Source organism: Streptomyces sp. NPDC056486 (assembly GCF_042795295.1).
Classification (GTDB): domain Bacteria; phylum Actinomycetota; class Actinomycetes; order Streptomycetales; family Streptomycetaceae; genus Streptomyces.
Genome location: NZ_JBHTSF010000012.1, coordinates 89,977 through 103,086 on the forward strand (window position 1 = coordinate 89,977; position 13,110 = coordinate 103,086).

Sequence of the window (13,110 nt, forward strand, 5' to 3'; positions counted from 1 at the left end):
CGCCTCCCGCATGGAGGAGCCCATGAGCCCCCGCAAGCCCAACATGGAATCGTCCATCTACCTCGGCGCCGACGGCTGGTTTCACGGCCGCGTCACCATGGGCGTCAAGAACGACGGAAGCCCCGACCGCCGCCACCGCCGCGCCAGGAGCGAACCCGAAATCAAGCGCAAGGTCCGGGAGTTGGAGCGCCTGCGTGACCAGGGCCGCGCCCCCACCGCAGGCCGCAAGCCGACCGTCGCGAAGTGGATGGAGACCTACCTCACCGACATCGCCAGCCTCACGCTCAAGCCGCGGTCCCTGGACGACTACTGGTCGAAAACACGCAACGACATCATCCCCGGTGTCGGCCAGCACCGGATCGACAAGCTCCGGCCAGAACACCTGGAGCGGATGTACCGAGCGTTGCTCGATGCCGGGCGCGCTCCCTCTCACGTGGTGAAGGTTCACCGCATCCTGTCCCGCGCCCTGAAGATTGCCCACCGCCGCCGCCTTATCGGCGAGAACGTCGCCACGCTCGTGGACCCTCCGAGCGTCGACGAGACGGAGGCCAATCCCTTCACGCAGAAGGAGGCAAAGGCCTTCCTCGAAGCGGCCTCAAAGCGGCCCACTTTCATGCGCTGGATCGTCGGCGTCGGCATGGGCTTCCGGCAAGGCGAGACGCTCGGCCTGCGGTGGTCGTACGTCGACCTGGAGGCGGAGCTGTTCCACCCCAAGTGGCAGCTACAGCGCCTCACCTGGCGGCACGGTTGCACAGCCCCGCACGCCTGCGGGGCGCGCCTCCACCGCTTCGAGCCGTGCCCGCAGGACTGCACCACGCACAAGGGCTACAAGCGCGGGTGCCCCAAGCCTTGCCCCAAGGGATGCACGAAGCACGCGAGCGCCTGCCCCGAGCGCAAGGGGGGCGGTCTCGCCTTCACCCGCCCCAAGACCAAGAAGAGCCAGAACGCCGTACCGATCCCGCCCGTGTTCATCGCGTTCCTGCTCGATCACAAGGCACAGCAGGACGAGATGCGGCTAGCGGCCGGTGAGCTGTGGCAGGAGCACGACGTCGTATTCTCACGGCCGGACGGGCGCCCCCTCGACCCTCGTGCCGACTACGAAGAGTTCAAGGAGCTGCTCAAGGAAACCGGGATCGATGACCGTCGCCTGTACGACGGGAGCCGCCACACTGCCGGCACAATCCTGAACGAGCTGGGCGTCGACATGCCCACCATCATGGAGATCCTGCGGCACACCCAGATCAGCCAGACGAGGCGCTACGTGAAGGGCAGATCGCACCTGTCGAAGGACGCGATGCGGCGTATGGGAGAGTTCTTCGCTCCGCCATCTGCGGGCCCCGCTGAGACCAGAACTGAGACCGCCGACACTCGCGCGGCTCGTGCTCAGCGCCGTCGCCGCATCCGTTAAAAGCAAAAGCCCCAGGTCACGGCGAGTGAGTCCTGGGGCTTCTACAGGGCCGCCTTCGGGATTCGAACCCGAGACCTACGCATTACGAGTGCGTTGCTCTGGCCAGCTGAGCTAAGGCGGCACGCGTTCCGCACCTATGGTGCGATCAGCGGCGACGCCAAGTCTACACAGTTTCCGGGAGTGCTCCGTACACCCCCGGTGTACAGAGCACCGGCCCCCGCGTCACCCCTGTGAGCAGCGCTTTCCGTCGTCCGGGGCCTTGCCGTCCAGCAGGTAGGTGTTGATCGCCGAGTCCACGCACTTACTGCCTCGCCCGTACGCCGTGTGCCCGTCTCCCTCGTAGGTGAGCAGCTTGCCGGAGGAGAGCTGGTCGGCCAAGGACTCGGCCCAGCGGTAGGGGGTGGCCGGATCGCGTGTGGTGCCGACCACGACGATCGGGGCCGCGCCGTCCGCCTCGATGCGGTGCGACTCTCCCGTCGCCTTCACCGGCCAGTACGCGCAGTTCAGCGAGGCCCAGGCCAGGCCCTCGCCGAAGACCGGGGAGGCCTTCTCGAAGCTCGGGAGCGACTTCTTGACCTCGGCCGCATCGGCGAAGGCGGGGGGAAGGTCGAGGCAGTTCACGGCGGCGTTGGCGAACATGAGGTTCGCGTACGTTCCGTCGCCGTCGCGCTCGTAGTAGCTGTCGGAGAGGGCGAGGAGGCCCGCGCCGTCCTTGTCCTTGATCGCGGCGGTCAGCGCCGTGCGCAGCTGGGGCCAGGCCGCCTCGTCGTACATCGCGGCGATCACGCCCGTCGTGGCGAGCGCCTCGCCGAGTTTGCGGCCGTCGGAGTCGCCGGCGGGGATCGGCGTGCGGTCCAGGTCGTCGAAGAGCGACTTGAGGCGCTTGCCCGCGTCCGCCTCGCTCTCCGTGCCCAGGGGGCATTCCGCCCGGCCCACGCAGTCCTTCGCGAACGACTGGAACGCCGTCTCGAAGCCCTGCGTCTGATCACGGTTCATCCGGCGGGCCGGCAGGGACGGGTCCATCGCGCCGTCCAGGACGAGGCGGCCGACGCGGTCGGGGTAGAGCCCGGCGTACGTCGCTCCCAGGAACGTGCCGTACGAAGCGCCCACGTACGTCAGCTTCTCGTCGCCGAGCGCCGCGCGCAGGATGTCCATGTCGCGGGCCGCCTCGACCGTGGAGACATGCGGAAGCACCTCACCGGAGTGCTTCTCGCAGCCCGCCGCGAACTTCTTGAAGGAGTTCGAAAGGGCGGTGGTCTCGCGCTGGTCGTCCGGTGTGGTGTCCGTCTGCGTGTACGCGTCCATCTGCTTGCCGTCGAGGCAGGTGACGGGCTCGCTGCGGGCCACGCCGCGCGGGTCGACCGCGGCCATGTCGTACTGGGCGCGGACCTTTTCGGGGTACCCGAGGGCCGCGTACGTCTGGAGGTAGCCGATCGCCGAGCCGCCGGGGCCGCCCGGGTTGACCAGGAGCGAGCCCAGGCGCTTGCCGGGTCCTGTCGCCTTCTTCCGGGAGACGGCGAGCTTGATGTCCTTGCCGTCCGGCTTCGCGTAGTCCAGCGGCGCCTTCATCGTGGAGCACTCGAAGCCGGGGACGCCGCACTCGCGCCAGTTCAGCTTCTGTCCGTAGTACGAAGACAGCTCTGCCGGGGTGGCGCGGGGCAGCGCGGCCATGGACACGTCCGCCGTCGAGCCCCCGCCGGAGCAGCCGGAAATGAGCAGTCCGGCGGCCAGGAACGCGGTCGCGGGGGTGCGGAGTCCTCTGATGCGCATCAGAGGAGACTAACGCTATGCGTTGGAGTAGTGACGCAAAGTGCCCTTATGGGTGACTCGGTCAACCGGTCAACGGGCCCCACCCCACGGCGATCCCTCAGAAGGGCCCTAGCCCGCCCGCAGCGCCACCGTCATCGCCTCCACCGCGAGCAGCGGCGCCACGTTGCGGTCCAGTGCGATGCGGCAGGCACCGATCGCCTCGATGCGGCGCAGCGTGGACTCGGGCGAGGTGCCGCGCGCCAGGCGCTCCAGCATGTCGAGCACCTCCGTGTTGGCCAGCGCCACCCGGGAGCCGAGCTGCAGGGTGAGCACGTCGCGGTAGACACCGGTCAGCTCGATGAGTGCGAGGTCGAGGCTGTCGCGCTGGGTGCGGGTCTTGCGGCGCTTCTGCCGGTCCTCGAGCTCCTTCATGATGCCCGCCGTGCCGCGTGGCATCCGGCCGCCCTTCTCCGCGCCGAGGGCCGCCTTCAGGTCGTCGGTCTCCTTGACGTCGACCTCCTCGGCGACCTGCTTGGCGTCGTCGCCCGCCGTGTCGATCAACTCCTGCGCGGCCTTGAGACAGCCCCCGATGTCCTCCACCCGCATCGGCAGCTTGAGCACGGCGGCCCGGCGCTCGCGCGCCCGCGGGTCGGTCGCGAGGCGGCGGGCACGGCCGATGTGCCCCTGGGTGGCGCGCGCGGCGGCCGCGGCGACGTCCGGCTCGATGCCGTCGCGCCGGATGAGCACGTCCGCGACGGCGTCCACCGGAGGCGTACGCAGCGTCAGATGGCGGCAGCGGGAGCGGATCGTGGGCAGCACGTCCTCAAGGGAGGGCGCGCAGAGCAGCCATACGGTGCGGGGTGCGGGCTCTTCCACGGCCTTGAGCAGGACGTTGCCCGCGCCCTCGGTGAGGCGGTCGGCGTCCTCCAGGACGATGACCTGCCAGCGGCCGCCCGCGGGCGACAACTGGGCCCGCCTGACCAGCTCGCGGGTCTCCTTGACGCCGATGGACAGCAGGTCCGTACGCACCACTTCGACGTCGGCGTGCGTGCCGATCAGACTCGTGTGGCATCCGTCGCAGAAACCGCAGCCCGGGGAGCCGCCGAGCGCGCGGTCCGGGCTGGTGCACTGGAGCGCGGCGGCGAAGGCGCGGGCGGCGGTGGACCGTCCGGAGCCGGGCGGTCCGGTGAACAGCCAGGCGTGCGTCATCTTCGATGCCTCGGGCCGCGGAGCGCCCGTGGCCACGGCGGTGACCAGCGCGTCGGCGTCCCGAGCGGCGGCGCCGAGCTGCTCACTCACCCGCTCCTGGCCCACCAGGTCGTCCCATACGGTCATCGGTCACCGCCTCCGCCCTGCACCTGCGTCGCGCCCCGCACGTCACGTCACGCTGTCGAGTTCATTGTGGAGCACGCCACTGACAACGCGGGCCGCCCGCTCGGCGAGGCTCAGCGCCCGTTACGTCCCCGGCCGTCCTCGTCCTCGTCCCGGGCGCCCAGCAACTCGTCCGCCAGCGAAGGCAGATCGTCCAGCGGAGTCTCCTCCGCCCAGTCCGAGCGAGGCCGCTGCCGAGGCTGCCCCTGCTCATCGACCTGCGGCAGCTCACGGGTCCGGTCGTTCCCGCCACCGGACGAGGACCCAGGCTTGGGCCGCTCATCGCGGAAGTACCCCGGCGGCACCTTGTCCTCCTGCACAGCAGGCAGCACGGCCGTCTCGTCGGCAGCCCCCGGCACCGGCGGCTGCGGCAGCACCTCGGTCTCGTCCGAGCCGGACGCGTCCCGCACCGCAGGCAGCACCGCAGTCTCGTCGGCCGCACCCGGCGCGGGTGCCCCGGGCTTCACGACGGGCGTGGGCACCGTCGTCTCGTTGTCCGGCACGACATCTGAAACGGCGTCCGAAGGGGAAGCGGACGGAGCCGGCTTCGGCTTCGGCTTCGAAACGGGAGTCGACGCAACCGCCGTCGAAGCCGTCGAAGCAGCAGCCGCGGCCGCCGCCGAAGCCGCAGCCAGCCGCCGCGCCTCCTCGGCCCGCAGCAACGCCTCCTCGGCCTTGCGCTGCTTCTCGACCCGGCGCGCCTCGGCCTCGGCCCGCAGCCGCGCCTCTTCCTCCGCCTCGCGGCGACGCCGCTCCTCCTCGGCAGCCCGCACCTTCTCCTCGGCGAGCAGGCGTGTCTGCTCCTCCTCGGCCTTGCGCTTGGCCTCCTCGGCGCGCTGCCTGGCCTCCTCCGCCTGCCGTTCGGCCTCGCGGCGCTGCGCCTCCTCCAGCTCGCGGCGCTTGCGCTCCTCCTCCTCGGCGCGGAGCTTGGCGAGCTGCTCCTGGCGCTCGCGCTCGACCCGCTCCTCCTCGGCCTTGCGCGCGGCTTCTTCCTCGGCCTTGCGGCGCGCTTCTTCCTCGGCGGCCTTGCGGGCCTCCTCCTGCGCCTTCACCTCGGCCTCGGAGAGCGGCAGCATCAGGTCGAGCCGGTGCCGTGCCACGGTCGTGACCGCCTCCGGCTCCTGGGCGGCGTCGATCACCAGGTAGCGCCCCGGGTCGGCCGCGGCCAGCGTCAGGAAACCGGAGCGCACGCGCGCGTGGAACTCGGCGGGCTCCGACTCCAGGCGGTCGGGCGCCTCGGTGAACCGCTCCCTCGCCGCTTCCGGAGACACGTCGAGCAGCACCGTCAGATGCGGTACGAGCCCCGCCGTGGCCCACCGGGAGATGCGGGCGATCTCGGTCGGGGACAGATCGCGCCCCGCGCCCTGGTACGCCACGGACGAGTCGATGTACCGGTCGGAGATGACGACAGCGCCGCGCTCAAGGGCGGGGCGTACGACCGTGTCGACGTGCTCGGCGCGGTCGGCGGCGTACAGAAGTGCTTCGGCGCGGTGCGAGAGACCGGCCGACGACACGTCGAGCAGGATCGACCGCAGCCGCTTCCCGACCGGCGTGGCTCCCGGCTCGCGCGTCACGACGACCTCGTGGCCCTTGGCCCGGATCCACTCGGCGAGTGCTTCGGCCTGCGTCGACTTGCCCGCGCCGTCGCCGCCCTCCAGGGCGATGAAGAAGCCCGCGGTCGCGATCCCCTCCACGGGGTCGTCGCCGCCGCGCAGCGCGTCCCGCAGGTCGTGCCGCAGCGGCACGCCCTGCCGGTCGTCGATCTTGGCGAGGACCAATGCGGCCACCGGCAGGAGCAGCGCGCCCACCAGCATCAGCGTGAAGGCGGCGCCTCCGTGGTCGAACACGAACTTGCCGTTGACGAAGCGGTGCGGTCCGATCGCCGCCGCGACCACGGGTGCCACGAGCGCGCCGACTGCGACGGAGAGGCGTACGACCGCCTGGAGATGTTCCGTCGCGCGCGCCCGGCGGTAGTCCTCGACCTCCTGGTCGAGCAGCGCGTGTCCGGTGTGCGCGGCGATACCCGCGGCCACCCCGGCGAGCACCAGGAGCAGCAGCACGGTCGTCACGTCGGGCACGAGGCCCGCGGCGAGCAGCGCGACGCCGGTGAGGGCGATCGCGAGCGCGAGCAGCCGGCGGCGCGGGAGCGTGGGCAGCAGGGACGGTGCGGTGCGGATGCCGACGGCGGTGCCGCCGGTCAGCGCGAGGACGACCAGGCCGTACGTGACGGGCCCGCCGTCCAGGTCCTTGGCGTGCAGCACGGCGACCGCGACGGCGGCCGCGACGGCCCCGGCGATCGCGGCGCAGGCGGCGATGAGCAGCGGGATCGCGCCGGTGCGGCCCTTGTCGGTGCTACTGCCGGTGCGCGGCCTGCGCAGCCCTTCGAGCGGGCTACGCGCGCGTGGCGTCTGCGTGGCGGGAAGTTCGAGGAAGTAGACGATCGAAAGGGAGGCCGCGAAGAGGCCCGCGGCGACGAACGAGCCGAGCCCTGCCTGGTGCAGCTCGAACCAGTCGAGCCCGGAGCCCAGGAGGTTGCCGACGAGGGTGACGGCGACCAGCACGGCGGCCGCGATGGGCAGCGCCACGAATCCCGTACGCAGCGACAGACGCCGCAGTGCGTCCATGTGGTCCGGCAGCGGCCGAACCGTAGCGCCCTCCAGGGGCGGCGCGGGCAGCAGCGCGGGCGCCGCGCTCTCCCGGCAGACCGTCCAGAAGCGCTCGGCGACTCCGATCACGAAGGCGGTGACGAGCAGCATCGCGAGCGCGTTGTCCGGCGTCCAGTCGATCCACAGCGGCGCGACGATCAGCAGAGCGGCCCGCAGACCGTCCGCCACGACCATCGTCCAGCGCCGGTCGAGCGGCCCGTCCGGTGAGGTGATCGAGCTGAGCGGCCCCAGAAGCACCGCCCCGAAGAGCAGCGTCGCGAGAACGCGTGCCCCGAAGACTGTGGTGACGGCGAACGCCACCCCTCGATAGCCGCCCCCGAACGCCGCCTCGGCGATGGCCGCTTGCAGCGCGAGCACCACCAGGACAAGGAGGGCGAGGGCGTCGCCGACACCGCCGACGAGCTGAGCGCTCCAGAGGCGCTTCAGCTGCGGCACGCGCAGCAAGGCGCGGACAGCGCGCTCTCGGGAATCTGCGACCAGGGCGTCGTCGGGGGTCGGGTTTCCGACCGGTGGCTGCTCGGCTCGCGTCATCCGTCCAGCCTATCCGCACGCTGTGACACTCCGAAGGGGCGCCCGAACAAACGGACGCCCCTTCAGTTCACACGTTCACAGCGCCGCACAGAAAGACGTACAGAACGACGCAAGTGGCTGCCCTACTCGGCGTCGGACGCCTTGGCCGCCGAAGCCGAAGCCGTGCTCTTCTTGGCTGCGGCCGTCTTCGTAGTGGTCTTCTTCGCGGCCGTCGTCTTCTTGGCGGCCGTTTTCTTGGCGACCGTCTTCTTGGCCGCGGTCTTCTTGGCGGGGGCCTTCTTCGCCGCCTTCTTGGCGGTCTTCTTGGCCGGCCCCTTCGCCCGCTTCTCCTCGAGCAGTTCGTAGCCCCGCTCGGGAGTGATGTCCTCCACGGAGTCCGAGGCCCGCAGCGTCGCGTTCGTCTCGCCGTCCGTGACGTACGCCCCGAAGCGGCCGTCCTTGACGACGACCGGCTTCTTGCTGACGGGGTCCTCGCCGAGCTCCTTCAGCGGCGGCTTGGCGGCTGCCCGCCCGCGCTGCTTGGGCTGGGCGTAGATCGCGAGGGCCTCTTCCAACGTGATGTTGAAGAGCTGCTCCTCGGCCTCCAGGGACCGCGAGTCCGTGCCCTTCTTCAGGTACGGGCCGTAGCGGCCGTTCTGCGCGGTGATGTCCACGCCTTCGGCGTCCGCCCCGACCACACGCGGCAGGGACATCAGCTTCAGGGCGTCCGCGAGCGTCACCGTGTCGAGTGACATCGACTTGAAGAGCGAGGCCGTCCGCGGCTTGACCGCGTTCTTGCCGGTCTTCGGGGTGCCCTCGGGGAGCACCTCGGTGACGTACGGGCCGTAGCGGCCGTCCCTGGCGATGATCTCGTGCCCCGACGTGGGGTCGGTGCCGAGCGCGAAGTCACCGCTCGGCTTGGCGAGCAGCTCCTCGGCGTACTCGACGGTCAGCTCGTCCGGCGGCATGTCGTCGGGCACGTCGGCGCGCTGGTGGCCCTCCGCGTCCTTCTCGCCGCGCTCGATGTACGGGCCGTAGCGGCCGACCCGCAGCACGATGCCGTCGCCGACGGGGAAGGAGGAGATCTCCCGGGCGTCGATCGCGCCCAGGTCGGTCACCAGCTCCTTGAGCCCGCCGAGGTGGTCGCCGTCGCCGTTGCCCGCGCTGGAGGCGGCACCCGCGTCGTCGCCCTCGCCGAAGTAGAACCGCTTCAGCCACGGCACTGCCTGCGCCTCGCCCCGCGCGATGCGGTCGAGGTCGTCCTCCATGCGTGCGGTGAAGTCGTAGTCGACGAGCCGCCCGAAGTGCGTCTCCAGGAGGTTGACCACCGCGAAGGACAAGAAGGAGGGCACGAGTGCCGTGCCCTTCTTGAAGACGTAGCCGCGGTCGAGGATCGTGCCGAGGATCGACGCGTACGTCGACGGGCGGCCGATCTCGCGCTCTTCGAGCTCCTTGACCAGCGATGCCTCGGTGTAGCGGGCGGGCGGCTTCGTCGCGTGGCCGTCGACCGTGATCTCGTCGGCGGACAGCGCGTCGCCCTCGCTGACCTGCGGGAGCCTGCGCTCACGGTCGTCGAGCTCGGCGTTCGGGTCGTCCGCACCCTCTACGTAGGCCTTCATGAAACCGTGGAAGGTGATCGTCTTGCCGGACGCGCTGAACTCGGCGTCGCGGCCGTCGGCGGCCGTGCCACCGATCTTGACCGTGACGGAGTTGCCGACCGCGTCCTTCATCTGGGAGGCGACGGTCCGCTTCCAGATCAGCTCGTAGAGCCGGAACTGGTCACCGGTGAGGCCGGTCTCGGCGGGCGTGCGGAAACGATCGCCCGAAGGGCGGATCGCCTCGTGCGCCTCCTGCGCGTTCTTGACCTTCCCGGCGTACGTACGGGGCTTGTCCGGCAGGTAGTCGCTGCCGTACAGCTGCGTGACCTGCGCGCGAGCGGCGGTGATCGCCGTGTCGGACAGCGTCGTGGAGTCCGTACGCATGTAGGTGATGAAGCCGTTCTCGTACAGCTTCTGTGCCACCTGCATCGTGGCCTTCGCGCCGAAGCCGAGCTTGCGGCTGGCCTCCTGCTGCAGCGTCGTCGTACGGAACGGCGCGTACGGAGAGCGGCGGTAGGGCTTGGACTCGACGGAGCGGACCGCGAACCGGGTGTTCTCCAGGGCCGCGGCGAGCGAACGCGCGTTCGTCTCGTCCAGGTGCAGCGTGTCGGACTTGAGCTGTCCGACCGAGTTGAAGTCGCGGCCCTGCGCGATGCGCTTGCCGTCGACGGTGGTGAGGCGCGCGACCAGCTGCGAGGGGTCGGACGCGTCACCGGTGCGGCCCGTGCCGAAGGTGCCCGTCAGGTCCCAGTACTCGGCGGAGCGGAAGGCGATGCGCTCGCGCTCACGCTCGACGACGAGGCGGGTCGCCACGGACTGGACACGGCCCGCCGACAGGCGCGGCATGACCTTCTTCCACAGGACCGGCGAGACCTCGTAGCCGTAGAGACGGTCGAGGATGCGGCGGGTCTCCTGGGCGTCGACCATGCGCTTGTTGAGGTCGCGGGGGCTTGCGACGGCCTCCTGGATCGCGGCCTTGGTGATCTCGTGGAAGACCATCCGCTTGACCGGGACCTTGGGCTTCAGGACCTCTAGGAGGTGCCACGCGATGGCTTCGCCCTCGCGGTCCTCATCAGTGGCGAGGAAGAGTTCGTCGGAGTCCTTCAGCAGGTCCTTGAGCTTCTTGACCTGCGCCTTCTTGTCGGAGTTGACGACATAGATGGGCTCGAAGTCGTTCTCGACGTCCACGCCGAGACGGCGCACCTCGCCGGTGTACTTGTCGGGGACCTCCGCCGCGCCGTTGGGGAGGTCGCGGATGTGCCCGACGCTTGCCTCGACTACGTAGCCGGGGCCGAGGTAACCCTTGATCGTCTTCGCCTTGGCAGGCGACTCGACGATGACGAGTCGGCGGCCGCCCTTTGCGGTCTCGCTGGTCGGGGACAACTTCGCTCTTCTCTCCGGTCGGACTCGGTGGCCGCGGTGCGTGGCCTCGTGGCCGCGGTGCGTGGCCTCGCTCGGTGCGCTTGAGTTGCGCTGACGCTGCGGAGTGTGACGGTACATCCCGCCCCCGTGTCAAACGGGAAAAGCCCGCAACGGCCACTCGAACGGTAACCCGACTACCGCCATTCCTGCCGCCCGGAGTGGCGACCTGCCCTTTCGTCGCCCGGTTCACCACGGGCTTCACCAGCGGCTGTGCACCGGCTCGGCACCGGCGCCGGGCCTACGGCCCGTACGCGCCCCGCGGCCACCGGCCGATCACCGACCGCCTCCGGTCACAACCGAGTGAAACACCACACTCCGAGCATCAGCGCGCCCGATCCTGCGAGCGCGGCGAGTGTCGCCGATGCGACAGGGTTCACACCGTCGGCGACGGGCGCGCGGTGCGCCACACGTGCTCCGGTCCACAGCAGCAGTCCCGCTCCGAACAGCGCGAATACCGTGCCCGCGAAGATCGCTGGTCCGCTCTCCATGTCATTGCCTCCCCGTACCGAGTTCCCGGTCTGGGAACCTGACACGCCCGGGAAGCCGGGGCGCGAACCCCGGGTGAACGGAGGGCGCCCGGCCTGAACAACCGGCCGACACCGGGCCAGGACCGACCGGAACCGGCCACCTCGGGGCCGATTCGCACAGTCCACCTTCTCGATGTACGTCCAACGGTCGCCGACGCCCATCCATCCCACCCACAACGAGGGGCCGATGTCCCCGAAACGTACGAGACACGCCGTACGCGTACCGCCAACGGCCCGGCGCCGCGCCCGCTAAGAGCCGGCCGGCACCAGGAAGCCCTGCTCGACGAGGAGCCGGATCTGCGAGGGCGTACGGTCCCGCAGCAATACGGGGTCCTCCCCCACCAGTTGGGCGATCGCGTCGAGGATCCGTCCCGCGCTCAGCGTGCCGTCACACACTCCGGCGAAGCCCGCTCCCACCGTGTCCACCTTGGTGGCCCGCCGCATCCCGCGGTGCTGGCGCAGCACGACATGCTCCGGGTCCTCGGCGCCGGGAAGGCCGACCTGCTCCTGCACGACCTCGTCCGCGAGCTTGAAGTGCCCGGCGAGCAGCGCGGCGTCGTCGTGCGCCCGCAGGTAGTCCTGGCGCGCGAAGTGCTCCCGGACCGTCTCACCCAACGGCTGCTCGACGGGGTGCGGCCACTCCTCCACGGTCACGGACGGCTCGATGGCACCTGCTCCTGCACCGGCCTTGCGCAGCGTGATCCACCCGAACCCGACCGCGCGCGTCTTGCGGGCCTCGAACTCGTCGAGCCACGCGTCGTACCGCGCCGCGTACTCCTGCGGATCCGTCCGGTGGTCCCCGGCGTCCCGCAGCCACAGCTCGGCGTACTGCGTGATGTCCTGCACCTCGCGCTGCACGATCCACGCGTCGCACCCGCGCGGCACCCAGGAACGGAGCCGCTCGGTCCACTCCTCGCCCTCCACGTGCTGCCAGTTGGCGAGGAAGTGCGCATACCCCCCTTCGTTCAACCGCTCCCCTGCCTGCTGAACGAGCGACCGGCACAGATCGTCCCCGCCCATCCCGCCGTCGCGGTAGGTGAGCCGCGCCCCGGGAGAGATCACGAAGGGTGGATTGGACACGATCAGGTCGTACGTCTCCTCGCCCACGGGTTCGAAGAGGGAGCCCTCCCGCAGATCGGCCTCGGGCGCGCCGGAGAGCGCGAGGGTGAGCCGCGTGATGTGCAGCGCGCGGGGGTTGAGGTCGGTCGCGGTCACCCGGGTCGCGTGCTGCGCGGCGTGCAGCGCCTGGATCCCGGAGCCGGTGCCGAGGTCGAGAGCACTGGCCACCGGTGTACGCACCGTGAGTCCGGCCAGCGTCGTGGACGCCCCGCCGACCCCGAGTACGACCCCTTCGTCATGGCTGCCGATGCCACCGGCACCGCCGACCGCGCACCCGAGGTCCGAGACGATGAACCAGTCCTCGCCGCTCGGCCCGCCGTAGGGCCGCACGTCCACCGTCGCCTTCAGCGCGCCCTCGCCGTCCGCCGCGGACAGCCAACCGCTCTCCTGTAGAGGGCCGACCGGCAGAACGGCCGCCACGCGCGCGTGCGGCACGGAACGCTGCAACAGGAAGAGCCGTACGAGCGTGTCCAGCGGTCCTTCGCCGCGGGTGGCCCGCAGGGCGGGCACGGTCTCGCTGCGCGCGAGCGCCGTGTAGGCAGGCGCCCCGAGCAGCTCGAGCAGCCCGTCAGCGGTGAAGTCGGCCGCCAGCAGGGCTTCCCGCAACTGAGCTGAGGCGTCGGCACGATCGGACGAGGGCAGGGGGGCGCTAGCGATACTCACCCCCTCATTGTGACCCGATACGGCCGCACCGGCTCTGCCCACCGCCGACGGGACGCGGCTGGACGCGACGCTGCCCC

Annotated in this window: 7 protein-coding genes and 1 tRNA gene; 1 reads left to right on the top strand and 7 read right to left on the bottom strand. The window is 70.8% G+C overall.

Annotation, left to right across the window (positions count from 1 at the left end; genetic code table 11):
• The first annotated feature begins 22 nt into the window (after nucleotides 1–22).
• Nucleotides 23–1,408 carry a tyrosine-type recombinase/integrase gene (locus ACFQ7F_RS08305; protein WP_383267959.1) on the top strand — a complete coding sequence of 462 codons (1,386 nt, stop codon included), beginning with the start codon at nucleotides 23–25 and terminating at the stop codon, nucleotides 1,406–1,408.
• 47 nt (nucleotides 1,409–1,455) lie between these two features.
• On the opposite strand, the gene ACFQ7F_RS08310 is transcribed toward ACFQ7F_RS08305, so the two are convergent.
• From ACFQ7F_RS08310 to ACFQ7F_RS08340, 7 genes are all read right to left on the bottom strand, one after another.
• A tRNA-Thr gene (locus tag ACFQ7F_RS08310) sits at nucleotides 1,456–1,529 on the bottom strand.
• A gap of 101 nt (nucleotides 1,530–1,630) precedes the next feature.
• Nucleotides 1,631–3,178 carry an alpha/beta hydrolase gene (locus tag ACFQ7F_RS08315; protein ID WP_383267962.1) on the bottom strand — a complete coding sequence of 516 codons (1,548 nt, stop codon included), beginning with the start codon at nucleotides 3,176–3,178 and terminating at the stop codon, nucleotides 1,631–1,633.
• Nucleotides 3,179–3,286: 108 nt separating this feature from the next.
• Nucleotides 3,287–4,492 carry a DNA polymerase III subunit delta' gene (locus ACFQ7F_RS08320; RefSeq protein WP_383267965.1) on the bottom strand — a complete coding sequence of 402 codons (1,206 nt, stop codon included), beginning with the start codon at nucleotides 4,490–4,492 and terminating at the stop codon, nucleotides 3,287–3,289.
• 110 nt (nucleotides 4,493–4,602) lie between these two features.
• Entirely contained in the window at nucleotides 4,603–7,725 is a 3,123-nt protein-coding gene (tmk, locus tag ACFQ7F_RS08325) for a dTMP kinase (RefSeq protein WP_383267968.1), read from the bottom strand.
• Nucleotides 7,726–7,847: 122 nt separating this feature from the next.
• Entirely contained in the window at nucleotides 7,848–10,685 is a 2,838-nt protein-coding gene (topA, locus tag ACFQ7F_RS08330) for a type I DNA topoisomerase (RefSeq protein ID WP_383267971.1), read from the bottom strand.
• 329 nt (nucleotides 10,686–11,014) lie between these two features.
• On the bottom strand, nucleotides 11,015–11,212 hold the full coding sequence (locus tag ACFQ7F_RS08335) for a hypothetical protein (protein ID WP_383267974.1): 198 nt from the start codon (nucleotides 11,210–11,212) through the stop codon (nucleotides 11,015–11,017).
• 288 nt (nucleotides 11,213–11,500) lie between these two features.
• On the bottom strand, nucleotides 11,501–13,033 hold the full coding sequence (locus ACFQ7F_RS08340; RefSeq protein WP_383267977.1) for a methyltransferase: 1,533 nt from the start codon (nucleotides 13,031–13,033) through the stop codon (nucleotides 11,501–11,503).
• Nucleotides 13,034–13,110 lie beyond the last annotated feature (77 nt).